The sequence below is a fragment of the Anaeromonas frigoriresistens genome, assembly GCF_016820655.1.
Classification (GTDB): Bacteria; Bacillota; Clostridia; order Tissierellales; family SIT17; genus Anaeromonas; species Anaeromonas frigoriresistens.
Map to the genome: position 1 here is coordinate 1 of NZ_WSFT01000037.1, position 24280 is coordinate 24280.

Consider the following 24280-nt stretch of genomic DNA (forward strand, 5'->3'; position numbering starts at 1 on the left):
TGTTCCACTATTAATACCTTACCTAAGGCTATGCCCGGAGAAGCACTAGTACCTGTAAACATATAATTACCCCTTTCTAAGCTTGATTGAAATTTGATTCTATTAATTTTACTAATCCTTCAACTGCTTCTTTCTCATCGCTACCTTCAGCTATAATTGTAATTATATCTCCTTCAACTGCTCCCATGCTTAAGATTCCCATTATACTCTTAGCATTGTATTCTTTATCACCGTTTATTGCTTTAATTTCTGATTTATATTTAGAGGATTCACTAACAAAAAGACTGGCTGGTCTTGCATGTAATCCTGTTTTATTTGTTATTTTAACTTCACTTTTAATCATATCTTGATAACCTCTTTTCTTTTATTAGTTTATATTTAGATATTCTGCTATTTCTTTATCTATTATTATTGTTACATTAGAATGTACTTGTAGTATAGATGCTGGTACATTTGTACTAACCTTACCATCTATTATTTTAGAGATAATCTCTTTTTTGTTCTCTCCATTGGCCAATAAAAGTATCCTTTTTGATTTCATTATCGATGCTAATCCCATAGTAATTGCTTTCTTAGGTACTTCTTCTATAGAATCGAAGAATCTGCTGTTTGCTTTGATTGTATTTGTCTCTAAATCAACTAGGTGGGTACCAGTAGATAATTCTTCTCCAGGTTCATTAAATCCTATATGTCCATTGACTCCTATTCCTAATAGTTGAAGATCTATTCCACCCTTCTTTTCTATCAAGGCATCATAATCTTTACATTCTTTCTCTATATCTTCTGTTAATCCATTTGGAATATGAGTGTTGTTCATATTAATATTCACATTATTAAATAAATTCTTTTTCATGAAGTATGAATAACTTTGTTCATGAGTTGAATCTAATCCATAGTACTCATCTAAATTAAATGTCTCAACTTTAGAAAAGTCTAAGTCTTCCTCTCTATGCAAATTCACTAGTTCCTTATAGGTACCTATAGGTGTACTCCCTGTAGCTAGACCTAGTATAGGATTAGATTTTGTTTTTATTTCTTGGGCAATTATATCAGCTGCCTTTTTACTTAATTCTTCATAATCTTTCGCTACTATTATTTTCATGTTACTTATCCTCCACTAATAACCTATAGAAACTCTCACCATTTTCAGGGTTTGATACATTAAAATACTCAGCTACTGTAGCTGCTATATCTGATAGAGTCTCTCTCTCTCCGATATTAATATTATTTAACCCTTTGCCATATGCCAGTAGAAATGTTTTTTCTCTAGTATGTTGACTATGACCAATAGTAGGATCATTCCCATGATCTGCACTTATAAAGAGAATATCTTCCTCAGTCATTTTTTCTAATATATTTCCTAGATATTTATCTGCAAGCATAATTTTATCCGCATATCCTTGAATATCTTCTGCATGGCCTCTCAAATCTGTTTCTTGAACGGTGGCTGAGATTAATCCTTCATTCATTTTATCTATATTTTCTATTATTTTTTTCATTACTAGTTCAGTATCTACTGCCGGTATTTTTGTTGCTTTTTCACATTCTATTATATCTTGCATTTTACCTATTAAGGTAACTTCTCTATTTTCTTTAGTTAAAATACTTGAAATTTGTTTAGAAGGGTCTACCCCATATCCCATATGTCTAGCTTGATAATCTTTTTTATATACTCCTGATTTTGGTGAATTAACTCCAACTAAACCATCATCTCGCTGTTCTATGCTATTAATGAGTTGCTCTGGACTAACTTCATGACCCCCTAAGGCTATTACCCTATTTACTTTTACATTTTTCCTTACAACTTGTCCTATTTCCATAACTTTTTCAAAGGATATATAGTCTAATGGAGCACTTATATTGTATATCTGTCCATAATCAGTTTCTATATTATCTGCTACTATAACTACTTTATTAACTAATAAATATTGTTTTTCTAGGTCAGGTATTTCTACTTCATAGCCTTCTTTTTCTAAAGCTTCTTTTACTTCATCTATACAATCAACAAAGGGTTTCATCAAAGGTTTTTTAGGATCAGTACCCATTATTTCCTGATGCCCTGCGTAACTATCTGCTCCATAATGTTTAAGGTTTAGCTTACCATAACTACCTTCATTCTCAACACTTTTTAGTCTCTCATGCTTTAAAATTTTATTTATACCTAACTTTTCTAAATTAGGTATCTCTATTTTATCAGCTTTATCTAATATATGTTGAAAGGTATTAGCTCCTTTATCTTGGGGTCTAGTCTCCACTACATCATCCATGTAGCCCACCCCTAAACTATCTAATATTAGTACAATTGCTCTTTTTTTCAATTAAATCACCGCCTTATCTAAGTTTATTTCCAAAACTGTCATAAACTCCAATAATTCTAGGTTCATCCTTTTGTATTCCTTCTACTAAGACAACTTCACTTCTTGTTACAAATATTTGTGTTCTAAAGGAATAGATTACAGTATCTCCTACTGATGCTTTTTTCTCTCCTATTTTTAAAGTCCCATAATAATCTATAGATTCTGGAGATACTTCTTCCGCTTCTAGTATATTTTCTTTCATAGCTTTAAAGTCTGTACCAACCATTGCTTTTTTTAATCTAGATCTTCTATAAAATCCTCCCCCATATACATAGGCTTTATCTTCAAAACAATGGGATATCTCACTTAAATAAATCATAGCCGGTATCTCTTCTAACACATTATTCCCATGAAGAGGAGTGGTTCCTGTTAGGGCGTGACCTGGTTCTCCATGGGTTCCCCCTATTTCTTTGAGTAATGGTAAAGATGCTATAGTGTTAGCACTAGGAGTATTTATCTGCTTTATATCTATATCCAATTCTTCACTTAGTTTATTTGCACACCTTATTGCTGTATTTGCATTTTCTGTAGGTTGAATTTGATTTTCATTACAGGTATATAAAAAGCATGGGAAGGCTGTAACTCCTACTATATTTACACCTTGTAGCATTTTTATTTCTTTTGCCTTTTTTATTAATTCTTCTTCTTTAAATCCTCCAACTTGACCTTCATAAATCATATCCTTAGATCCTACTACTTTTAGTAGTATATCCTGTTTCATTCCTAAATTTATAGCTTCTTCTGATATCTCTTTTGCTTTTTCTACAGTAAAGACAGTAATAACTTCTGGTTTATAAAATAATATTTGTTTAATCATATTAGTAGGTATTTGAACTAAATGTCCAACATTTCCTAATTTTATCCCAGCTTCAGCTAATCTTATTGCTTCCCAAGGGTCCACTGCCACAGCTTTTTCTATACCACTTTCAGCAATCACTTTAGCTACTTCAGGGTTCCTTCCTATCTGTTTTGTCATCATATATAATTTTATATTTAATTCTTCAGCTTTCTTTGCAAGTTTTGTAGCATTAGATCTTATAGCATCTATATCTAGGATGTATGAATTAGGCTTTATGTCTCCATTTCTATGAAAATCAATTGCGCTTTTTATCAGTCCTTCATTTCTTTTTATCGTCATATCTAGAAACATTTATTTCTCACCTTCCTTTAAAACCCTTTTTATAGATTCTTCTAATACTCGAAGAACTGTATTTGAACCTGATCTCATCGGATTTATACGTATCATATAATCCTCCAATTTAGGATCCGATTTTAGGAAGGTACCTGAAACTCTATAAAACATAGCCGTCACTTCATATCTTGATTCAGCTCCTATTGGGTAAGGTGCCGCACCTAATTTTGTACTGTTTTCTAGAACTTTTTTAGCTATAGGCTCCTCAAATTCTACTAATATTACTCTAGATTGAGCATTTGCTATAAATGCTGATTTAACCCCTTCTACTCTTCCAGCATTTAATATTTCTATTACTTTATTAATTTCCTGAGCTTGTATTGCTAAAGATACAGGAGCATATACTAGGGATCTTAAGGCATCCATAGCTTCATGACCTTGAACTTGGCTACCTCCTGAATAGTTAATTCTTCGTATTTCTTCTATTATATTTTTCTTTCCCACTACACAGCCTACTCCTTGAGGTCCTAATAGTTTAAATAAAGAAAAAGCGCTGACATCTGCTCCTAACTCTATTCCTATTTTTTCAGCTTTCATTACAACATAATTATCATCTATTAATATAGTAATACCCTTATTTACATCTTTAATTTTTTTTATAACTACTTCTAAATCATATTTATCATCTAACTTTTGTCTTGAGTGTTGTATAAGTGCAAAATCTACAGCTTTAAATTTTTCTTTATCTTCCTCTAAAATATTGTTAAAGTCTACCTTCAGAGTTTCCAATCCCATAGATTCTACTATAATCTTTGTTGTTGGATATATAGGAGCATCATGGATTAATATTTTTTGTGTAGGTTTTAGAACTGAATTCATAACATTTCTTATGGCTCCTGTGCCTGACCCTCGAACTAGGACAGCATCTTCTGCTCCAAAAAATTGAGCTAGAACATTTTCCACTTTTCGAGTATATTTAGGTTGACCTATTCCTGGTACTACTCCTAGGTCTCCTCCTTGAAAAAATTCATTCCCATCAAAATTTTGATGGATTATATCAACTAATTTAAATTGCATTTCTTTTGCTTTTTCTATATCTACAGTCCTTATAGGATATGCTTTCATATATAAACCTCCTATATATCTAATAAGTTTTTTGGATTTTGTTTTAACATAGTATCAATTTCTTCTTTACTTACTCCTGCTTTTAAAAGTTTCGGAATAAAATTATCTAATAAATAACTATATCCAATTCCTCCATTGACAGCTAAGTGAGATTTCCTAGTTATGTCTTGAGATAATACTATTTGATTTAAATGTCCTCTATTTATTAACTCTTTAATATGTTTCACCCTATTTTCATCAGATTGATAATTAGATTTACCAATGGTATCAAAGGCCAAGTAACATCCATTATCAGCAATTCTTAGATGATAATCTAAATCACAATTTAAGTCTAAATGACCGATTACCACTTTATTAAGATCAATATTATTTTCTTTCATAAATTTTATTTGCTCTAATGCATAGGTCCCTAATGTTGTATGGGTTGAAAATGGTCTTCCTGTTTCAATGTGTGCCCTTGCTGCTACTTTAAATACCTTGTGTTCCATCGGTGTCATAGTATCTTTACTAGTACCAATTTCTCCTATTACATGAGCTTTTGCATTAGTCCCATCTATTCCTTCTAATATATCTTTAATCAATAATTTACTTAGCTCTTTCTTTTCCATTTCATATACGTAAGATGGTAAAAATGGTTCCTTGTAAAATCCAGTGCTAGCTACTACATGAATTCCCGCCTCATTAGATATTTTTTTCATTACTTCTATGTTTCTACCCATACCTCTATTTGTAACTTCTACAAGAGTATCTATACCTTTTTCCTTTATTAATTTCATTTCTTTAATCAAAGATTCTATATCATCAAATCTCGTATCTAAATCTTTCTTTTGTGATGATAAATCTATACTTAAATGTTCATGTATATAGGTGTTTCCTAAGTCATCTTTATTAATTATTCCATTAATAGTTGCTATACTCATATTATTCCCTCCTAATTTAGTCTAAATAAAGCCCTTATTCTTTTTCTTATATCCTTCTATAAAATATCTGCTATATAATTCTGGAACAGAATACAGTTTTCTTATCATATCACCTAATTTTATAGCTGATTTCCCACTTTCTAGTCCCTTCTTTGCAATAATTAATACTCCTATCCCTAATTCCCTAGTGGGAATAGTTACAGCAGTAGCATCAATCATATTAGCTACTTTTAATAGATATTTTCCAGACTCATTCTGTATATTAGAGCCAACCTTCCCCCATGTACCTAACACTGAATCTCCTAAACCATATATATCTATCGGTCCTTCCATTGTGATGATAATATCTATATCTTCTTTAAATATTTCCTCACAAAAAGGAATCGCCTCAAGTCTACTTTCTATCTTATTAAAATCTTTTTCAATTATTTCTACAGAATCTTTAATCCCATCTATAACTCCATTTAAAGATTCCCTCATGTCTATTCCATTTGGTAATAAAATAGATTCTTTTTTAGGGATAACAATTTTTATTTTTTCATTTTTGTTTTCATCAATACTTACATTTTTTTTAGTTATAAGAGTTTCTATTGCTGATTTACATATATCATAACTATGAGATATAACTCCAATCCCTGGAGTGAACTTTATATTATCAGTTGATGCTTTAATACTAGTTCCTTTAAGCCCCATTCCCTTAGCCATTATCGAAAATAAACCAGTACTAATTGCAGGAGCTAAAACTGATCCGCCCCCATCTGTTCCTATTGCCAAATCATTTATTCCTTTTAGTATGTTAACGCATCCTCCACTGGATGAACCTGTCATTACTCTGCCAGTTAATGGATTTATTAAGTCTATATCTATAGCCCTACCTCTTTCGGACATCTTATCTATAGTATGAAATAAATAACCATTATTTTCTTTTAATCTTTCTACCAGTTTTTTATCTATTTCTTCTGTATTCTTAACACCAAATAATACTAAAGAACTATCCGGATTTTCTTCCAGAGTAATAACAGCTTCTTCCAATATTTCTTTTCTACAATATACTACACTACCTTCTTCTTCCTTAGCCTTTAAGACTGCTTTACTTACTTTATTCATTTGCATTAGTATATTTTTCTGTGTTGAATCCATATTAAAACTCCTTTTTTTCTAATAAAGTCAAGGTTTCCCTTGACTTTATTAGGTTCATTACTATATTTTTTTATGCTGGAGGTGTAAATAATCCTATTACTGAAAGAATGTTAACTAATATTCCTACTATTATTGCAGATATTGGTCCTACTGCCATTTTAACTACTGGTTTACCTGCTATTTCATTTAATATATAAAGACCTATAACAATAAAGAACCCTATACCAGGAGCAATCGCATTAGCAGCATTCATACCCCCTACTAATAGTGCTATTTCTAGAAGTTTTGACATTGCAGTACGGATATTATCGCCAGACTTTCTTACTCCAGGGAATTTATCTAAAAGCTTTGAAATTTTATCTAGGAATAATACTTCTCCACCTATAACAAGAGCACCAGCAATAGCTGCTACGATAGGATTCGCGATAAATAAACCTATTGCGAATACAAATGTCATTCCTACAGGGGCATATACTCCAGTTGCTATAGCAGTTGATGCTATTAAAGGTATAAATCCTATACCTCTTGCTAAAGCTGCAAAACCAGCGTCAATTGCTTTTCCATCTTTTAATAAGTTAAGAGATATTGGGTCTCCTGCCATAAGATCCATAGCAGTAGCTGCTGCCACAAGACCACCCATAACCATTAAGTATGGTACATTTTTCTTGATTCTCTTTACTCTCTCTCCAAATACAGACACTAAGTCCACAGCTTCTTCATCTGATTTTTCTCTTACTGCAAAAATAATTAATATAATCATACCTACAATTAGAGCAGAACCTTCTGGATTAATATTTATTGAAACTGCTCCTATAGCTAATGGACTTACTACTATGGCTAATTGTCTTGCTAATACTGAAAATCCTAAATTTATTAAACCTTTTTTAGCTCCATACTGATATCCAGTAGCAAGAGCTGGGAATGCTGCAAAGGCTATTACTATTGGAGCTCCTACTTCCCCTAAACTTCCCATGAAGTTAACAGGTAGTAATTCGAAAGCTTTTACTATACTTTCTAATCCAAGTAATATTCCTGCACCATATAAAGCACCTATTATCCCAGAGATTACTAGTCCTTTTTTGCCATCTGGTGAAGATGTACCAATTATATCTGTACCTAATAATATTGAATGTATCAGAATAATACTTGCTGTTAATGAAAATGGGATACCAAACCCTATAACTAATCCAAAACTCATTGCAAAAGAAGTAGCTGCAAGTTCTTTTCTACTCATTCTTCCCTCGATATGTTCTGGCATTATAGGTCTTAACCCGTCATTAAATACTGCTATACCTTTATTGGCCATAATAGAAGCTAAGGCTCCAATTAAAGCTATTAATATGATATTCATTGTCTTCCCCCTTAATTATTATTTATTTTTTTAAAATTTCATTTACAATAATAGGAACTGCTTTTTCGTAATGATCACCAGTAAATCCAAATGCTACTTTTCCTTCTGATACTGCCTTAACTATTTCTTCTTCTTTAGGTTGCTTACCTGGCATAGATACTGTTGCACATTTATCTCTAGTTAATAAAGCTATGGCCATACTTAATGCTCCACCACCACCAGTGTGACAAGCTCCTAAATAATAATCAGCCTTTCCTGTCTTAACAGCATTAGCAGCTTGTATATCAGATTTTACTACTACTTCTACCTTTTCACCCCCTAATTCTTTTACTAAATCAGCTATACTCTGTTTTTCTACTTGTCCACCAACTACAAATTTAATCATTTATATTCCTCCTCTTTTTATTTTTTTACTAAAGTACATGCATGCAATGCTAAGAATCCTTTTTCTGATTCTGGTATTTCTATATTTAGTTTTGTTTCAATTGCTTCATAAAATTCAGGTAGTTCACAATAAATTTCACTTTGTTTAACTTCTTCTAATGCCATTTCATTCATCTCTTCTATTTCTTCACCTTTCTTTATCCTAGATAAAGCCATAGCTAAATGAGTCACTAACATAGAGGAATTTTCTTCGGTCATTTCTAAGGAATATTTGTTTTCGAATTTACTAATAAATTCTAAAGTAGCCTCCTTTATATCTTGACTTATCTCGCCAGCTTCTTTTAATATATCCAGTCTTTGTTTCAGTAATTTATCCATTTTTAAAACCCTCCACTCAATGTACATTTTTTTGTATATTAATCTAAAAAAAACTAATATATTGGTATTATTTCATTATTCATAACTTTTTTTTGAATTTTTTCTACTTCTTTTAAATCAATAAATCTATTTAATATATTTCCAAATTCTTTATTATTCTTACTTATTACAACCACTGCTATAGTATCTTCTTTAGCAAGTTCTCTTGTCTTCTTGCTTGATAAAGGACAAATATTATATTCTAGATTTTTTTCCTTTATCTCATCCACATTCCAAATAGCTGCATCAACTTCATCATTCTTCATTTTTTGTAGTATTTGATTATAAGGAGTTTCTACGTACTCCACTTCCTTATCTCTACATTCATTTGAAGTAAGTATTACTTGATCTATAGAATTAGTATCTATTGCTATTCTCATGCCATCTTTAATATTACTTTCATTTTTATCTCTAAAAATCACAACATGATTTCCTACATAACTACCTTCGCCAAATTCATGTACTATTTCAATATCAGAAGATTTTCTTATTTCTAATTTAGCTGCTAACTTTGAAATTATAGTAAAACTATATTTACCTAATGTTAATGCTTCTATTCTTTTTGAAGACCCTCTCATAAAAGCTAAACTGAAAGGTATATCTCTTTCCTCAAAACCTTTATAAAGACCAGTAGCTAACCCCTCATATCTTTTAGAATAAGGTAAAGGCATTACCCCCATTATTACACTGAAATCCGAGACTTCCCATAGTTTTTTATAATTTATTCTAACTATATAAGTACCTAAATGGCCTCTAGATTCTAATTCTAACCCATTAATTTCTTGTAGAAACTTAAGGGCTGATTGAACTGTACCTCTTGCTGTATTAAAAATTTCAGTATATTGACTTACTGTCTTTATTCTATCACCTTCATAATAAGTCAACATTTCTCTAGCTAATAGTATAATTACTCTTCCATTTTTGGACATTAGTTTATTTTTATAATCATTCATATTAAATTCAACCTCTCAGGAGAATACATTTTTTTGTATATTGTAATTCCATTATAACAGATTAAATATAAAATTCAAGGATATAATTATAATTTTCTTTCAATTTTTCTATACAGAAAATATTTCAAAAAAATTTAGTACTAATCAAATAAGGTTATATATGTAATAGAGTACCTAAAAGATTACTACATTTATATCTATGAAAGTATATAATCGTTAAAAAATTAGGTAGTATGTGATAAAATGTTTATGAAGACGAAATATTCGCATCTCGAAATATTATTATGCAAAAAGGATGTTTTAAATGGTAAATTTGTCAGATGATTTAACACCGAAAAAAATGAGAAAAAATATATTGAATTTAGCTTGGCCTGCAGCTCTAAGGATGTTTTTACAAAGTATTGTAGGTATAGTGGATATTATGATGGTGGGAAGTATAGGGGCCCACGCTTTAGCCACTGCTGATGTTAGTAATAGGTTTGTTTTTGTTACTATAGGAATATTATCTGCTTTAACTATGGGCTCTACAGCTTTAGTCGCAAGGTATAAAGGAGCTAAAGACTCTATAAAAACTGATAATATAATAATTCAATCTCTACTAGCTGGTTTTATATTATCCATAATTGTTGCAGTTTTAGGCTTTATTTTTGCTAAGGATATTCTAAATGGAATGATGATATTAATGGATGAAGTTGATCCTTTTATATTAACTGAAGGAAATATATATCTAAAAATAGTATTTACTTCTATGATTTTTGCTCTACCCACTTTGATGATTAATTCTATTCTTCAAGGATTAGGAGATATGAAAACTCCTTTATATATAATGGTACTAACAAATATAGTAAATGTCCTTGGAAATTACTTATTTATTTTTGGTATTGGATTTTTACCACAGCTTGGAGTTACGGGAGCTGCTCTAGGTACTGGCCTTGGAAGACTGGTTGGTTTCTTAGTAGCTATATATGTATTATCAAGTAAAAGAACTGTTATTAAGATACATTTCGATAAGGTAAAGTGGAAGCTTGATTGGGATATTATAAAAGAAATATTAAATATAGGAGTTCCTGCCTCAGTAGAACAATTAGTTAGACAAGGAAGTCAGATAATATATACTATTTTAGTTTCAGGGTTAGGAACTATAACTATAGCATCAAATGCTTTAGCAATGAATATTAATTCCTTACCAATGATGATAGGATTTGGCTTTGGATTAGCTGCTACTACTTTGGTAGGTCAAAGCTTAGGAGCAGGTAAAGAAGATTTAGCCACAGAATATGGGAAGCAGACTACTTATATAACTATGATAATAATGACAATAATATCTATCCCAATGTTTATTTGGGTAGAGCCTATAATCAAACTATATACTACTAACCCTGAAGTTATATCCTTATCCAAACCGGTAGTAAGAATGGTAATAACTATCCAACCTATATTTGCAATCTATATAGTTTTAGTGGGAGCATTAAGAGGTGCTGGTGATACTAGATTTACTATGTTTACTACTATGGTTGGTAATTGGACCGGAAGATTACTTTCAAGTCTTTTCTTTGGATATGTTTTAGGATTAGGACTAATAGGTTTTTGGATAGGAATGATGATAGATATATCATCAAGAGCTTTAATAGTATTTTACCGATTCAAATCTAAGAAGTGGCAAAGAATATATGATAGAAAAGAAAATATAAGTAAAAAAGCAGCTTGAAATAGATAATACCTATACAAGAATTCTTGTATAGGTATTATTCTTTTTTTTACCATATTAAAGCTTAAATTGAAAATTCAAAATCGTCTATTGAATATTCATCATCTTTATCTTCATTTTTATCTTCACTTTCTCTTTTGCAAGAATCAGATAATAGGGGTAAATCACAAGCTTTAGCTCTAGATGGGAAAAGTATCACTTGTTCATAATTAGTCGGATACAAATCTGCATCAAACTCTTCTGTTATTGGTTTATCAATAATGTTGTCATTTTCATCATATTGACTATTTAATACATCTACAATTATATTTCCAATTTGTCTACCTAGCCGTAATCCTTCTGAAAGATCAGCTGGAAAATGTACCCCACCATATAGTCTAGATAATGAATTTTCTTCTGCTAATTCTCTTAACTTATTAGCTTCTGATGGAAAGAAATAGCTTAGTATAACTTCTGCTGTCCCAGAAATAACTGAATGTCCAGAAGGATAAGCTGGAAATTTAGGAGTACATATCTCTGTAACTAATTCTTGATCTAGCTGGTTTGGTCGTGCTACATCCCAAAGATACTTATAGTACCAAGCAACTATAAAAGCATCATTTATACCAGCATGAACTGCTGCTAGTACTCTAGCTGCATATACAGGAGTAAGTCTGTAAGTATCTATTAGTCTATCAATTATGGGTGTCCACTGTTTAGTTGCAGGCCCATCTCCCCAATACTCTGCTATTACTTTCTCCTCCTGAGTCAGATTATCCAGGGTTTCTTTAACTATTAAAAGCTCTTTATTGAAGTTAAAATAGTCTGGATTCAATATATCAAAATTAATAACTTTACCATCTAATGTTGTAAACTCTCCTTCTGTATTTCTATCCATAAAATACAATGGCCATGATCCAGCATTAGGATCTAGTCCCTGGGGAACTGTGTCTTCTCCTGCATATGGTAATTCAGACCATTTTCTTGACAAATTTATATCTGAACATTTTTTATTTTTATATGAGTCTATATTCATAGTAACCCTCCAACATATGACTTTTCTTAGTTCAATATATGTTAGAAAATATTTCTATGATACTAATGGTGTGTTAAATTCAGAATATTTTTTTAATTTTTAGATATATATCATATATTATGATAAAATAGACTATAATATTAAAGGTGGGAGGGTTGTACTTATGGTGAAATCAAGTAAAAACTTAACTTTATTATTTTACTTTTTGATATCTTTTATATATATAGAAATCATTTTTAGAAATTTTACTATCGGTGATATTTGGACTTTTGGACTTATATATTCTTTTATTTTTATGAGTACCATCGGAATTATTTTCTTTATTATATGTAGTTATTTTAATGGAGGAGTACAAAAAATCATAGGAGTTTTATTGTTAACATCTATTGCGTTCATATACTCTTCCCAACTAATCTACTATAAAATATTTAAAACTTTTTATAGCTTATATTCTGCCAGTAATGCTTCTCAAGTTCTAGAGTTTTCTAAAGATATATGGTCAATAACTCAAAATAACTTAATTTTAATCTTCCTATTATTTATTCCATCTATCATGTTAATTATCTTTGGAAATAAAATAATACCTCTTAAAAAAGTCAAATGGTACTATAAAACTGCACTAGTAGGATGTATTATTATATCTCATATTATAGGTATTGTTACTTTGTTTTTCAGTGATAAAGATCAATACTCTGCTTATGATTTATATTTTGATAGTACTTCTATGAATCTATCTGTAAGTAAATTAGGATTAATAACTACAATGAGACTAGATTTACAAAGACAGTTAACTGGATGGTCTCCAGAGTTAAAGACAGACAATATTGATATTGCAGAGTATTCAAAGTATAAAGCTAGTAAAAATATTTTAAAAAAAGAGCCTACAGAACAAACAAAAGTAGAGTACAACACTATGGATATTGACTTTGATGGATTGATATCTACGGAAAGTAATAAATCCATCAAAGAAATGCATGAATACTTTAATTCCATACCTCCTACACCCAAGAATGAATACACTGGGAAGTTTAAAGGATATAACCTTATATTCATAACTGCCGAGAGCTTTTCTCCCTATGCAGTTCATGAAGATTTAACCCCCACTCTCTATAAGTTAGTAAATGAAGGTTATAATTTTACAAACTTTTATAACCCTATCTGGGGTGTAAGTACAACGGATGGTGAATATGTAGCCTGCACTGGATTAATTCCTAAAGATGGAGTATGGAGTTTTCTTAAATCTAGTGATAATCATCTTCCTTTTGTTATGGGAAATCAATTGAAAAATTTAGGATATAAAACAGTAGCATATCATAATCATAGTTATAAATATTATGATAGACATTTATCCCATCCTAATATGGGCTATGAATATAAGGGAATAGGAAATGGTCTTAAAGTAAAAAAAACTTGGCCTGAATCTGATATAGAAATGATGGAGAAAAGCATCCCTGAATATATAGATAACGAGCCTTTCCACGCCTATTATATGACTGTAAGTGGTCATATGCAATATAACTTCTTTGGAAACTATATTGCCTTAAAGAATAAAAAATTAGTAGATCACCTGCCCTACTCTACTGAGGCAAAAGCTTATATATCTACTCAGATTGAATTAGATAAGTCATTGGAGTACCTCCTGGATAAACTAGAAGAAAAGGGTGTGGCTGATAAGACACTTATAGTATTAAGCTCCGATCATTATCCTTATGGACTAAACAAAGAAACAATAGATGAATTAGCCGGTCATCCAGTCGAGGAAAATTTTGAAATATATAAAAGTCCACTCATTATTTATGCTAAAGGTATGGAGCAGGTTACTATTGATAAGCCTTCTTCAAGCTTAGATATAATCCCTACTGTTTCTAATTTACTAGGATTGGAGTATGACTCAAGACTCCTTATGGGTAGGGATATATTCTCTGATTTTGATCCTTTAGTTATCTTTCAGAATAAAAGTTATATAACTAATAGAGGTAAGTATAACTCAATTACTAAAGAGTTTATTCCTAATAAAGATGAGGTAATAGAAAATGAATATATAAATATGTTTTCATATATTGTCAATAGTAAATTCTACTATTCTGCAAAGATTCTTGAAACAGATTATTATAATAAAATATTAGATGAATATAAGAAAAAAATAGCTCAAAATTCAACAGGAGAAGAATAGAATTCCTCTCCTTATTATTTTTCTTTCCAATACTTAGAGCCATCCCTTTTTCTGGACAATAGTTTATAATCAATCATTCCTCTTCTTATCATGAAATAATCTCCATAAGTATGCCATTTATCAATGATATCATTTACTTCTTTTTCACTATATTCTTTACCTTCTTCAAATTTATCAGCTATGTATTTTACTACTTCTATTTTTAATAAATGTTTTGAAGGCCAACTTTTGACTCTTCCCTTTTCATCTAAGAAGTTTTCAAATTTAGACATTTTATCTCCCCTACCTTTCTTTAATCCAATAGCTACTACAATCTTTAGTTCTATCAAAAAATCCATATTCAATTAAATATCGTCTTATAGTAGCTATATCAGGATAAATTAATTTTAATATATTGTTTAATTCTTTTTCTGTGTACTTTTTTTCTTGATCAAATATTGATGCAATCTCTCTTAAAACAGAAATTTTTCTTTTCTCCTTTGATGGAAAGGATTTTAATATTAATGGATCTTGTGATTCAAAATATGTGTTTATTACCTTCTTATGTTCATTATTAGTTATAATGTATCGTTCATCTAACATTTTTGCTCCTCCATGAGGTTTAACTAATCTCTCCTTTGAATCTTGATTAGTTAATAACTCCACCGACTCAAAAATTGCCAGATATAATTTTGCCTGTTTAGCCTTTTCTCTAAGTATGAATCTTTGATGTCTAACTGTGGAAGGGGCTATTCCATTCTTCTTAGCAATTTCCTTGTCCGATAGCCCTTTAGATATATCTTTTAATAAACTACTTTGTTTTTCAGTTATGCCAGTATATTTTTTATCATAACTTAGTAAATTTTCTAATACTCCTCCATGTACTACCTTATTGTGCTCTTTTATTGCTTTATATGCTTCATATAAACGGTTTTCTATTTCATAAATTCGTCCAATCTCAAAGATATCCCCACATTGTAAACATTTATAATGTTCTTCTTTGGAATTAAACTTGTAACCATTTTTTATTTCATTTAACTCCGAATCAAAAATTTGGTTATCCATCATAACCCTCCTTCAGTTTGCTTAATATATAAACATTTTATAATATTGTTTATATATTTGCAATATATTTATTGTGATAAAGGTCGAAATATTCTGATATAATATAGTAAATGGAAATAAAGGGGAGATTGGATGCTTAAATTAATTATAATGAACAATGAAGAATTTGATAACTATATGGAGAACTCTATTGTTCATTATGCGAAAGAATTAGTTAATTCTGGAGCTTATAAAGAGGAGGATTCATTAAAGGTATCTAAAGAGACTTTTAATAGATTCTTACCTGATGCACTAAATACAAAAAGACATAATATAATGAATATATTAAATGAACATGGTGAGAAAATAGGTATGATTTGGTATGGTCCTAAAGGAAATCAAGATAGTGATGAGGCATTTATATATGACTTTTCTATCTCTGAAGATTTTAGAGGTAAAGGATATGGTAAAGAATGTCTGAGCTTTATTGAGGATGAAGCAAAAAATAATAATTTCAATAAAATATCCTTACATGTTTTTGGTCACAATAAAAGAGCAATAGGATTATATAAAAAAATGGGATATGAGCCCTTTAGTATGCATATGTCAAAGGAAATAAAATAAAGATAGGGGACCCCTATCTTTATTTTATTTAGATGAATTTATTATTTCTTCTATGACCCTTTCTTCATTTTTTTCATGTTTTACTATGCCATAGTTTTCTTTGAACTTTCCATGCTTATTCTCATATTTATTAATAGCTTTCTCTACATTACTTCCATCACATGTAATCACTAGCTTAACCTGATTTGAAGGTACTCCTTTCAAAAACGTTCTAATTGCCGGCGCTGGTCCTCCTGCCCATAGAGGGGATAACACTATATATTCTTCAGATCTATCTATTTCCCCATTAATCTTAATACTAACTTCTTTACCTATTGTGGCATAAAAACCACCTTTGATAAATCCTAGTATTCCCTGCCAGCTTTTATTATCAGTTACTTCTATAGCTTTAGTATCTAGTCCATTAGCTACTTTTTCCGCTACTCTTTTACTTACACCTGTCCTTGAGAAATACACTATGTTATATCCCATAACATCATCTCCTTATTATTTCTTAAGAGTCTTTCTATATACTTATAATTAATTATAGGCATATTTTGTTAAATATACAACAAGATTAAAGAGATTATTTTTTAAAACAGGAGTTTATATGATCGTTTATAACTCCTATTGCTTGTAAATGAGCGTATATCGTAACTGACCCTACAAATTTAAAACCCTTCTTTTTTAAATCTTTGCTTACTCTATCTGATAAATCAGATTTAGGTGGAACTTCAGATATATTATCATAATTATTCATTATAACTTCATTATCAGAAAATCCCCATATGTATTTATCAAAGCTCCCATATTCCTTTTGAATTTCCATAAACCTATTAGCATTATTTATTGTTGCTTCAATTTTTCTTCTATATCGTATAATTCCTTCATTATTGAGCAATTCTTGTATTTTATTTTCATCATAGGTAGAAATCTTTTCATAATCAAAATCATCAAAAGCCTTTCTAAAATTCTCTCTTTTTCTTAGTATTGTTATCCAACTAAGTCCTGCCTGCATTGATTCTAACATTAAAAATTCAAAGTGCTTTCTATCATCATGAACTGGTACTCCCCATTCTTCATCATGATATTTTATATATAGGTCATCCCCTTTACACCAGTCACATCTATTCATACAAATACCTCCTTTTCTTTTCATCTTATATTATATAACTTTCTCAACACTAATCCATTATCCTCGGAATAAAATATATAGTAATATATCTTTTATATGAAAGGAGTCTCAATTATGGAATATACAATGATACCATCGGGACAGCATCAGCTACCCCCGTTACCATACTCATATAATGCTTTAGAGCCTATAATTTCTGAAGAAACCTTAAGGTTACATCATGATAAGCACCATAAAGGATACGTGGATAGCCTAAATAATGCCGAAGTTAATCTAGTAGAGTCACGACAAAATAATGCTTATGAATATATAAAATACTGGGAAAATGAATTAGCTTTTAATGGTTCAGGACATATTTTACACAGTATTTACTGGTCTATCATGGCACCTATCGGTATGAGAGGAGAGCCTGGACTTTATACAATGGATGAGATAAATAAGTACTTTGGTAACTTTGAGAATTTTAAAGAACAATTCATCAATGCTACTGCAAAAGTAGAGGGTTCAGGCTGGGGTATACTCACTTGGCAACCTACTTGGAATCACCTGGAAATATTGCAGGCAGAAAAACATCAGAACCTGACTCAGTGGAGCGGGATTCCTATCCTGGTATGTGATGTATGGGAGCATGCATATTATTTAGACTATCAGAACAAAAGAAAAGAATATATTAATGAATGGTGGGACTTGATTAATTGGTATGAAGTCGAAAGAAGACTTTATTTAGCTATGATGGGTCAAGTGCCTATGACTTCCATGAGTTTCTGTTAAATGAAAGAAAGAGGCAGAATAAATTCTGCCTCTTTAATATTATATTTGCTTTTTTATTAATGGATAAAGAATTAAAGCTAGAGCTCCTCCGATCAATGCAGTAAATAACTGTGGTAGAGAAAAGGCAGTAATTATTGGTGAAGGTATTTTAGGCATGAAATAGGGCAATATCATCCTAACTGCCATAGCTAAAAAACCAAATTTAATAAAGGAAGATATTATTATAGCACTCCAGTCTTTCCCTTTAAAATTCATCTTATTATGTATTAAGTAAAATACTACAACTAACACTATATTTCCAGTAATAATTATTGGTATTATTGGAAGTATTCTAATTATACCCACCATAAAGGCAATCATAGGAGTCATTGTTCCAATAAAAATACCAGAAATAGGTCCTGAGATTAAAGTAGCTAGGATCAAAGTCATATTAACTAAAGGTCCTACTAAAGGTTGAGCAAATTCTCTAAACCCTATCTGAAATATAAGAGCTAATGATAATAGAAGTGCTGTTCTAACTAGTTTTTTAGTATCCATTATGAATCCTCCTGTAATAAATATCACTACTACAATTATTATATAATAAATGCTATAGAGTTTTCCATTTTATTATTATTTTAAGGTTTCCTTCATTAAGTTCTGCTGAGATACTATGTCCCATCTGTTCCACTAATTGTTTAGTTATGGCAAGGCCTAACCCTGAGCTATTATCACTTCGGGTTTTATTTGCAGTGAAAAACCTATCAAACAGTCTAGATATATGATCTTTTTCTAAATCTTCAGCATCATTTTCAAAGCTCATTAAAATATAATTATCCTTTTGTTTTAATTCTATTTTCACAAAGCTATTACCGTATTTAATCATATTCTGAATTAGGTTAGAAATAATTCTCCTAACTGCTTTCTCATCTGCAATGGTAGATTCTAAATTATTGTCTATCTCTATAATTGGCTCTATACCTTTTTCTATAAAATCATTATAAAAGGAAGCTATTATATCTGAAGTTACTATAGGTAGTTTTATAGACTTTAATTGAAATTGGTATTCTTTTCCTTCTAGTCTAGAGAATTCATAAAAACTTGATATAAGAATTTCTAGAGATTTAGCTCTTCTTTTTATAATATCAACATATCTTTTTTTGTCATCATCAGATAAGTTATCATCTTCTATAAGCTGAATATATCCCATTATTGATGTCAAGGGTGTCCTTAAATCATGAGACATGTTGGCAATAGCTTGTTTAAGCTCTAAATCCACTTTTTTATATTCACTTTTCATTTCTTGTTTTTCTACTAAAGTTCTATTTATCTCTGTAACTAATTCTTGTAATATCTTATCAGTAGAAGAAAGCTGTATTTTAGAATTCGTATCTATTTTATTTATTCTCTTTAATTGATTAGTTGTATTTTTAATTTCCTTCTTTAAAAATACATAAAGGGTGAAAAGTATACCTATTATAATAATAAGAAAAACAATTATTAAGTTTTGCATATTTTCCACCCTCCTTATATTCTATTTAACTTCTTTCTTGCTAAAGTATATCATACTTGAAATACTAAATACCACTACATAGGATAATCCTACTAATACTGCAAACCTTATTTCAGAATTAGTCAAAGTCTTCGATACAAGAACAGTTAATTGACTAGTTAATAAGATATCAAAGGCATATTGAAATTTATCCCATACAAAGTGGGTTAATAGATTTAATACTTGACCTAAGAATAGAAATAACCCTGCGTATAAAAATCCAAAAATAGTATTTTTGTTCATTACTAAGGCTAAGAATGTTCCTAGGGTAATAGCTCCCATCCATAGGGTAGAGGCAGCAAGTAATCTTATACTAAAATCTTGGAATAAATCTATATTTACATTCTCATCTATTCCGAATATTATGGATCCACTTCCAAAGAATACTGTTAAGATAATTATAGCTGATAGAATAGCTAGAACTGCTGTCACTATTAGTTTTGAAATAACTATTTTATTTCTAGAAATACCAAAGGACATAGCATTCTTTAAGGTTAGATTTTTTTGTTCCTCCGCCGTTACTAAGTCAATGAATATCAATACTAAAAATAAAGGCATGGTTAGCATTCCGATACCAATTTCAAATAAAGTGGATACTCCTATAATTTCCATCCCTGGAGTAACCTTTAAAGCTATATTTAATACTATAGTTAATACAGAAGTAATAACAACAAAATTCCAAAAAGCCATTCTATTAAAATTCCTATAAGCTTCAGCTCTCATATAATTAAGCATTCCCATTACCTCCTACTCTCTTAATAAAGTAATTCTCAAGACTTTCTCCAACTTGATGGGCTGAATAAAGTATTATGTTATTATCTACTAAAGTTTTTATAACTACTTCAGGTGTATCAATTAACTCATATAATCTAATTTCATTTTTATCTCTAACCTCATAATCAGTACAATTTAATTCTTCTTCAATTACTACAGAAGTTTTCTTTGCATCCTTTACCTTTAACGCTAAGGAACGTCTGCATTTTTCTTCTATTTCTTTAGAAGATAATTGTTCAATTAAATCACCATTATTTAAGAACCCATATTTAGTTGCGATCTGAGATAATTCTCCTAATATATGACTAGAAATGATTATAGTTATATTTTTTTCTTTATTAAGTTTAAGAAGTAACTCTCTAATTTCTACTATCCCTGTAGGATCAAGACCATTAATAGGTTCGTCTAATATTAATAAATCTGGGCTTCCTAATATAGCTGCAGCTAATCCTAACCTCTGTTTCATTCCCATTGAAAAGTTCTTAAACTTCTTTTTACCAGTATCACTAAGTCCTACTAACTTAAGGGCTTCATCAATAACATCCTTACCGACAATACCTCTTTGAATTCTAAAATATTCTAGGTTTTTTCTAGCAGATAAATATGGGAAAAAACTTGGAGTTTCTACAATAGCCCCGGTTCTCTTTCTTACTTCGTTTAATCCTTCATTAGAAGTCTCTCCAAAAAGTTGAATCTCTCCCTTTGTAGGTAAAGTTAAGCCTGTTATCATTTTTAATAATGTAGTTTTCCCTGCTCCATTTTTTCCAATAAGTCCATATATATCCCCTGACTTAATTTCTATATTGACATTATTCACAGCCAGTTGATTTCCATATTTTTTTACTAAGTTGTTAGTTTTCAGTATAGTTTCAGACATTTTTAATAACCTCCTTTTCTTTTATACTTATATTGTAGATTAGAATATAAAAGAAAATATAAAGAAAAACTTAAGAAAGTCTTAAGTTTTATCGTTCATCTTGAATCCAATTCCCCAAACTGTATGAATGTATTCTGTATCAGGATCAGCTTTTGCTAGTTTTGACCTTAAATTACTCATATGTACATTAACCGTATTGTCATCTCCTAGATATTCTGAATCCCACACTGATTCAAATAAGTTTGCCTTTGTAAATACTTTATTGGGATGACTCATCATTATCTTTAATAGTTTAAATTCTCTTGCAGTGACTGCTATAGCTTGACCTTTCACTTCTACCTCAAAGGTCTCTGTATTTAAAACTAAATTTTTATGTTTGAATATGTTTGAATTATTATCTCCATTAGAGAATATTAAATATCTTCTTAACTGAGACTCTACTCTTGCAACAACTTCTTCTATATCAAAGGGCTTTGATATGAAATCATCGGCTCCTAATCTTAATACTTCTACTTTAATATCCTGTCCTGGTTTTGCAGAGATGACTAGAATTGGTATTGTTTTAACATTTCTAATGTCTGAAATAAGTTCCTCTCCAGTAATACCAGGAATCATTAAATCTAATAGGACGAGGTGATACTCCTGCTGTTCTAAGCAAAATTTAGCCTCAGATCCAGAGTAAGCACTTCTTACATTATATCCTTGTTTACTCAATATTTTATGTAATAAATTATTAATGTCTGCATCATCTTCAACTACTAATATATTGATATTATCCTTCATTATAAAAACTCCTTTTTAACTTTTCCTAATTCTTTATTCAATATTATACAATAGTTTTCCTGCATTAAATAGGGACAGAATATATTCTGTCCCTATTTATAATATTCTAAATAAAATCCCGATTTATTGAAATAATAAATAATAAATCTAAGGAATGTGTGATTATATGAAAAAAGATATCAATAATAACAAGTATAATAATTTAAAATTTACAGATATACTTGCAGTTGATAGAACAATTCTTGCCAATGAAAGAACTTTTTTAGCTTATATTAGAACTTCATTAAATGTTTTAGCAGCTGGTATATCTTTTATAAAACTTTTTAAATTTTTACCAATTCAAATTTTAGGATATATCTTAGTCCCATTAGGACTAATTATCTTTATTATAGGGCTCTATAGATTCTTAAAAATCAATAAAAACATTCATAAGAATGATTAATATCTACTTTTCTTCTGTTTCTTCTGTTAATTCAATAATTTGATCAACGGTTATCCATTTAAATAGGGACAGAATATATTCTGTCCCTTTAATTTATATTTTTATATATTAGTCTGAGGTTTAACTACTGCCCTAGCTTCTTTAACTATAAATATTATATATCTAAATAATACATATACCACCATAGTAGTAGCCCATATAGTTTCAAAATTAACTACATATTTAAGGAATGGAATACCTTTATCAATACTTAAAAGATATTTATCAGCCATAGTGATAGCAATAGCACTAATTACAAAAGGAAAGGTAAAAGCTGAATAACTAGGATAAAATTTTAGTCTTAGCATTTTTATCATTAAAATTAGACCATAAAGAGTCATAAGTAAAGATAAAGCTATTAAAAAAATAACCATTCCTAAATTCTTATCAGTAAAGGAACTCATATAACCTGCTAATAAAAGACTAGCAGGTGCTGCAAATATTATTGTTATCGGTTGAGCAGGTTCTGGTATTTCCTTAACAGCAAACACTCTATATAACACTAAAGGAATTAATGGTAAATAGACTATTAAACCATACCAAAAGATTATTTGACCTAATTTTGTCATTCCATAAGCAGGAGCAGTAACACTACCTACTACAATTCCTACATATAAAACAAAATAACTAGCAAAAACTTTTTTTATATTAAAATTAAATATAAATCTTTTAGTAAAGTATACCACTAAACTTACATTTAATATCAATGCAAATATCCAAACTGCAAAGGCAAATTGACCTACATAGGGCTTTATATATGTAGATAAAATCATCATCCCCATAGGAAAAGTAGCTAATACTCCTGCAATCACTGGATTTTGTAAACCTTCTAAAATAACCTTAGGAAATAAGAGTAATTTTAATACTAACATAATAAATATCAATCCCGAAATACTACCTAGTAATATACGAGATGATTGACTATAAGGAGCTATTAAATTTCCTAGGGCTGCTAGTCCAAGCATTAATCCACATATCGGTATAGGTAATTTTTTAATTAAAATCATATAGCAAACTCTTTCTCATCAATGTTTATTAAATCTAGTTCTCTTACAATTATCTTTGCAGTACTCTCTGCTATTTCCCCAGTAAAGGATATACATTGTTTTTTATGTTCTCCAGAAGCCATATCCATTCCTTTAGTAAGGATACTACAACATAGAACTTTATGGTTTTTCTTAAATCCTTCTTGTAATTCATTAGCTAATTCTAAGGTTTTAACACTTTTTGGATCTTGAGGATTAGTACCTTCTTTTCTTCCAAAGAAATATCCCATCATCATTATACCACCAGAAACAGCTCCACATACACACTTAGATCTTCCAATCCCTACTGGAAATCCTGATGCCATAGCTATCATTTCTTCTGGCATATCAATTCCAAAATTGTCTCTTATAGAGCTCACTACTGCTTCTGAACAGTAAAATTTACCTTCTCTAAATAATTTTTCTGCATCTTCTCTAACTTTTTTAATACTTATTTCTTTATTCATATTAATTACCCCCAAATATACTTTATCTTTTTCTTGTCAATCTAAGGTAATTATAGAATTTTTAATTTTATCTTTCAATCTTTATAGAATAAAGTAATAATAGAATCCAAAGGTATAAGTTTTATCTATAAAGTA

General features: G+C 30.0%; 28 protein-coding genes. 5 read left to right on the plus strand and 23 right to left on the minus strand.

Translation table 11 applies throughout. The annotated features are described in order from the left end of the window. Positions 1-76: 76 nt before the first annotated feature. From GOQ27_RS09665 to yhfZ, 11 genes are all read right to left on the minus strand, one after another. Positions 77-343 (minus strand): HPr family phosphocarrier protein, encoded by a 267-nt coding sequence (locus tag GOQ27_RS09665; protein ID WP_203366656.1) that lies wholly within the window; start codon positions 341-343, stop codon positions 77-79. A gap of 24 nt (positions 344-367) precedes the next feature. Continuing rightward, positions 368-1102 (minus strand): glucosamine-6-phosphate deaminase, encoded by a 735-nt coding sequence (nagB, locus tag GOQ27_RS09670; protein WP_203366657.1) that lies wholly within the window; start codon positions 1100-1102, stop codon positions 368-370. Between the two features lies 1 nt (position 1103). Continuing rightward, positions 1104-2318 carry a phosphopentomutase gene (locus GOQ27_RS09675; RefSeq protein ID WP_252187800.1) on the minus strand — a complete coding sequence of 405 codons (1215 nt, stop codon included), beginning with the start codon at positions 2316-2318 and terminating at the stop codon, positions 1104-1106. A 13-nt stretch (positions 2319-2331) separates the two neighbouring features. Continuing rightward, on the minus strand, positions 2332-3507 hold the full coding sequence (locus GOQ27_RS09680) for a YhfX family PLP-dependent enzyme (RefSeq protein WP_203366658.1): 1176 nt from the start codon (positions 3505-3507) through the stop codon (positions 2332-2334). Then, positions 3508-4614, minus strand: coding sequence for an aminotransferase class V-fold PLP-dependent enzyme (locus GOQ27_RS09685; protein ID WP_203366659.1), 1107 nt, complete (start codon positions 4612-4614; stop codon positions 3508-3510). Between the two features lie 11 nt (positions 4615-4625). Further along, positions 4626-5534, minus strand: coding sequence for a phosphotriesterase family protein (locus GOQ27_RS09690; protein ID WP_203366660.1), 909 nt, complete (start codon positions 5532-5534; stop codon positions 4626-4628). 21 nt (positions 5535-5555) lie between these two features. Next, positions 5556-6674, minus strand: coding sequence for an amidase family protein (locus tag GOQ27_RS09695; protein WP_203366661.1), 1119 nt, complete (start codon positions 6672-6674; stop codon positions 5556-5558). Positions 6675-6744: 70 nt separating this feature from the next. Continuing rightward, positions 6745-8025 (minus strand): YhfT family protein, encoded by a 1281-nt coding sequence (locus GOQ27_RS09700; protein WP_203366662.1) that lies wholly within the window; start codon positions 8023-8025, stop codon positions 6745-6747. 22 nt (positions 8026-8047) lie between these two features. Continuing rightward, positions 8048-8410, minus strand: a complete 363-nt coding sequence (locus tag GOQ27_RS09705; RefSeq protein ID WP_203366663.1) for a DUF2620 domain-containing protein — start codon at positions 8408-8410, stop codon at positions 8048-8050. A 17-nt stretch (positions 8411-8427) separates the two neighbouring features. Next, complete coding sequence (locus tag GOQ27_RS09710) at positions 8428-8787, minus strand: PRD domain-containing protein (RefSeq protein ID WP_203366664.1); 360 nt, start codon at positions 8785-8787, stop codon at positions 8428-8430. A 53-nt stretch (positions 8788-8840) separates the two neighbouring features. Beyond that, a complete protein-coding gene (gene yhfZ / locus GOQ27_RS09715) occupies positions 8841-9779 on the minus strand; it encodes a GntR family transcriptional regulator YhfZ (RefSeq protein ID WP_203366665.1) in 939 nt (312 codons plus the stop codon). Positions 9780-10083: 304 nt separating this feature from the next. On the opposite strand from yhfZ, the gene GOQ27_RS09720 reads away from it, so the two are divergent. Further along, positions 10084-11487 (plus strand): MATE family efflux transporter, encoded by a 1404-nt coding sequence (locus GOQ27_RS09720; protein ID WP_203366666.1) that lies wholly within the window; start codon positions 10084-10086, stop codon positions 11485-11487. A 64-nt stretch (positions 11488-11551) separates the two neighbouring features. Here the strand turns inward: GOQ27_RS09720 and GOQ27_RS09725 are convergent, their stop codons facing one another. After that, positions 11552-12502 (minus strand): vanadium-dependent haloperoxidase, encoded by a 951-nt coding sequence (locus GOQ27_RS09725; RefSeq protein WP_203366667.1) that lies wholly within the window; start codon positions 12500-12502, stop codon positions 11552-11554. Positions 12503-12665: 163 nt separating this feature from the next. Between GOQ27_RS09725 and GOQ27_RS09730 the strand changes: the two genes are divergently transcribed. Next, positions 12666-14675, plus strand: coding sequence for an LTA synthase family protein (locus GOQ27_RS09730; RefSeq protein ID WP_203366668.1), 2010 nt, complete (start codon positions 12666-12668; stop codon positions 14673-14675). Between the two features lie 14 nt (positions 14676-14689). On the opposite strand, the gene GOQ27_RS09735 is transcribed toward GOQ27_RS09730, so the two are convergent. Both GOQ27_RS09735 and GOQ27_RS09740 read right to left on the minus strand, forming a co-directional pair. After that, positions 14690-14947, minus strand: coding sequence for a DUF2087 domain-containing protein (locus tag GOQ27_RS09735; RefSeq protein WP_203366669.1), 258 nt, complete (start codon positions 14945-14947; stop codon positions 14690-14692). A gap of 10 nt (positions 14948-14957) precedes the next feature. Further along, positions 14958-15719 (minus strand): DUF2087 domain-containing protein, encoded by a 762-nt coding sequence (locus GOQ27_RS09740; RefSeq protein WP_350445898.1) that lies wholly within the window; start codon positions 15717-15719, stop codon positions 14958-14960. A gap of 132 nt (positions 15720-15851) precedes the next feature. Between GOQ27_RS09740 and GOQ27_RS09745 the strand changes: the two genes are divergently transcribed. After that, on the plus strand, positions 15852-16322 hold the full coding sequence (locus GOQ27_RS09745) for a GNAT family N-acetyltransferase (protein WP_203366671.1): 471 nt from the start codon (positions 15852-15854) through the stop codon (positions 16320-16322). Positions 16323-16346: 24 nt separating this feature from the next. Here GOQ27_RS09745 and GOQ27_RS09750 read toward each other — a convergent pair whose 3' ends face one another. Together GOQ27_RS09750 and GOQ27_RS09755 are read right to left on the minus strand one after the other, a co-directional pair. Next, a complete protein-coding gene (locus GOQ27_RS09750; protein WP_203366672.1) occupies positions 16347-16793 on the minus strand; it encodes a flavodoxin family protein in 447 nt (148 codons plus the stop codon). Positions 16794-16887: 94 nt separating this feature from the next. Further along, complete coding sequence (locus tag GOQ27_RS09755) at positions 16888-17436, minus strand: DNA-3-methyladenine glycosylase I (protein ID WP_203366673.1); 549 nt, start codon at positions 17434-17436, stop codon at positions 16888-16890. 114 nt (positions 17437-17550) lie between these two features. On the opposite strand from GOQ27_RS09755, the gene GOQ27_RS09760 reads away from it, so the two are divergent. After that, entirely contained in the window at positions 17551-18207 is a 657-nt protein-coding gene (locus tag GOQ27_RS09760) for a superoxide dismutase (protein ID WP_203366674.1), read from the plus strand. 39 nt (positions 18208-18246) lie between these two features. Here GOQ27_RS09760 and GOQ27_RS09765 read toward each other — a convergent pair whose 3' ends face one another. The 5 genes from GOQ27_RS09765 to GOQ27_RS09785 all read right to left on the minus strand — a co-directional run bounded on the left by GOQ27_RS09765 (position 18247) and on the right by GOQ27_RS09785 (position 22172). Further along, positions 18247-18744 carry an ECF transporter S component gene (locus tag GOQ27_RS09765; RefSeq protein ID WP_203366675.1) on the minus strand — a complete coding sequence of 166 codons (498 nt, stop codon included), beginning with the start codon at positions 18742-18744 and terminating at the stop codon, positions 18247-18249. A 52-nt stretch (positions 18745-18796) separates the two neighbouring features. Then, on the minus strand, positions 18797-19699 hold the full coding sequence (locus GOQ27_RS09770; RefSeq protein ID WP_203366676.1) for a sensor histidine kinase: 903 nt from the start codon (positions 19697-19699) through the stop codon (positions 18797-18799). A gap of 21 nt (positions 19700-19720) precedes the next feature. Next, entirely contained in the window at positions 19721-20473 is a 753-nt protein-coding gene (locus GOQ27_RS09775; protein WP_203366677.1) for an ABC-2 family transporter permease, read from the minus strand. Next, complete coding sequence (locus GOQ27_RS09780; RefSeq protein ID WP_203366678.1) at positions 20466-21389, minus strand: ATP-binding cassette domain-containing protein; 924 nt, start codon at positions 21387-21389, stop codon at positions 20466-20468. Before GOQ27_RS09780 ends, GOQ27_RS09775 begins: the two co-directional genes overlap by 8 nt. Positions 21390-21470: 81 nt before the next feature. Next, positions 21471-22172: a response regulator transcription factor gene (locus GOQ27_RS09785; protein ID WP_203366679.1), complete on the minus strand. Its 702-nt coding sequence runs from the start codon at positions 22170-22172 to the stop codon at positions 21471-21473. 166 nt (positions 22173-22338) lie between these two features. Here GOQ27_RS09785 and GOQ27_RS09790 point away from each other — a divergent pair, with 166 nt between their 5' ends. Then, entirely contained in the window at positions 22339-22614 is a 276-nt protein-coding gene (locus GOQ27_RS09790; RefSeq protein WP_203366680.1) for a YidH family protein, read from the plus strand. Between the two features lie 101 nt (positions 22615-22715). Here GOQ27_RS09790 and GOQ27_RS09795 read toward each other — a convergent pair whose 3' ends face one another. Both GOQ27_RS09795 and GOQ27_RS09800 read right to left on the minus strand, forming a co-directional pair. Beyond that, entirely contained in the window at positions 22716-23660 is a 945-nt protein-coding gene (locus GOQ27_RS09795; protein ID WP_203366681.1) for a TDT family transporter, read from the minus strand. Beyond that, on the minus strand, positions 23657-24145 hold the full coding sequence (locus GOQ27_RS09800) for a C-GCAxxG-C-C family protein (protein ID WP_203366682.1): 489 nt from the start codon (positions 24143-24145) through the stop codon (positions 23657-23659). Before GOQ27_RS09800 ends, GOQ27_RS09795 begins: the two co-directional genes overlap by 4 nt. Positions 24146-24280: the final 135 nt, after the last annotated feature.

Coding starts and splice junctions, on each gene's coding strand:
- GOQ27_RS09765 (WP_203366675.1), bottom strand. CDS start 18,744: ATGGATACTAAAAAACTAGTTAGAACAGCACTTCTATTATCATTAGCT.
- GOQ27_RS09745 (WP_203366671.1), top strand. CDS start 15,852: ATGCTTAAATTAATTATAATGAACAATGAAGAATTTGATAACTATATG.
- GOQ27_RS09690 (WP_203366660.1), bottom strand. CDS start 5,534: ATGAGTATAGCAACTATTAATGGAATAATTAATAAAGATGACTTAGGA.
- GOQ27_RS09795 (WP_203366681.1), bottom strand. CDS start 23,660: ATGATTTTAATTAAAAAATTACCTATACCGATATGTGGATTAATGCTT.
- GOQ27_RS09775 (WP_203366677.1), bottom strand. CDS start 20,473: ATGCTTAATTATATGAGAGCTGAAGCTTATAGGAATTTTAATAGAATG.
- GOQ27_RS09700 (WP_203366662.1), bottom strand. CDS start 8,025: ATGAATATCATATTAATAGCTTTAATTGGAGCCTTAGCTTCTATTATG.
- GOQ27_RS09680 (WP_203366658.1), bottom strand. CDS start 3,507: ATGTTTCTAGATATGACGATAAAAAGAAATGAAGGACTGATAAAAAGC.
- GOQ27_RS09755 (WP_203366673.1), bottom strand. CDS start 17,436: ATGAATAGATGTGACTGGTGTAAAGGGGATGACCTATATATAAAATAT.
- yhfZ (WP_203366665.1), bottom strand. CDS start 9,779: ATGAATGATTATAAAAATAAACTAATGTCCAAAAATGGAAGAGTAATT.
- GOQ27_RS09725 (WP_203366667.1), bottom strand. CDS start 12,502: ATGAATATAGACTCATATAAAAATAAAAAATGTTCAGATATAAATTTG.
- GOQ27_RS09750 (WP_203366672.1), bottom strand. CDS start 16,793: ATGGGATATAACATAGTGTATTTCTCAAGGACAGGTGTAAGTAAAAGA.
- GOQ27_RS09770 (WP_203366676.1), bottom strand. CDS start 19,699: ATGCAAAACTTAATAATTGTTTTTCTTATTATTATAATAGGTATACTT.
- GOQ27_RS09790 (WP_203366680.1), top strand. CDS start 22,339: ATGAAAAAAGATATCAATAATAACAAGTATAATAATTTAAAATTTACA.
- GOQ27_RS09760 (WP_203366674.1), top strand. CDS start 17,551: ATGGAATATACAATGATACCATCGGGACAGCATCAGCTACCCCCGTTA.
- GOQ27_RS09705 (WP_203366663.1), bottom strand. CDS start 8,410: ATGATTAAATTTGTAGTTGGTGGACAAGTAGAAAAACAGAGTATAGCT.
- GOQ27_RS09735 (WP_203366669.1), bottom strand. CDS start 14,947: ATGTCTAAATTTGAAAACTTCTTAGATGAAAAGGGAAGAGTCAAAAGT.
- GOQ27_RS09800 (WP_203366682.1), bottom strand. CDS start 24,145: ATGAATAAAGAAATAAGTATTAAAAAAGTTAGAGAAGATGCAGAAAAA.
- nagB (WP_203366657.1), bottom strand. CDS start 1,102: ATGAAAATAATAGTAGCGAAAGATTATGAAGAATTAAGTAAAAAGGCA.
- GOQ27_RS09720 (WP_203366666.1), top strand. CDS start 10,084: ATGGTAAATTTGTCAGATGATTTAACACCGAAAAAAATGAGAAAAAAT.
- GOQ27_RS09710 (WP_203366664.1), bottom strand. CDS start 8,787: ATGGATAAATTACTGAAACAAAGACTGGATATATTAAAAGAAGCTGGC.
- GOQ27_RS09695 (WP_203366661.1), bottom strand. CDS start 6,674: ATGGATTCAACACAGAAAAATATACTAATGCAAATGAATAAAGTAAGT.
- GOQ27_RS09785 (WP_203366679.1), bottom strand. CDS start 22,172: ATGAAGGATAATATCAATATATTAGTAGTTGAAGATGATGCAGACATT.
- GOQ27_RS09685 (WP_203366659.1), bottom strand. CDS start 4,614: ATGAAAGCATATCCTATAAGGACTGTAGATATAGAAAAAGCAAAAGAA.
- GOQ27_RS09740 (WP_350445898.1), bottom strand. CDS start 15,719: ATGGATAACCAAATTTTTGATTCGGAGTTAAATGAAATAAAAAATGGT.
- GOQ27_RS09730 (WP_203366668.1), top strand. CDS start 12,666: ATGGTGAAATCAAGTAAAAACTTAACTTTATTATTTTACTTTTTGATA.
- GOQ27_RS09780 (WP_203366678.1), bottom strand. CDS start 21,389: ATGTCTGAAACTATACTGAAAACTAACAACTTAGTAAAAAAATATGGA.
- GOQ27_RS09665 (WP_203366656.1), bottom strand. CDS start 343: ATGATTAAAAGTGAAGTTAAAATAACAAATAAAACAGGATTACATGCA.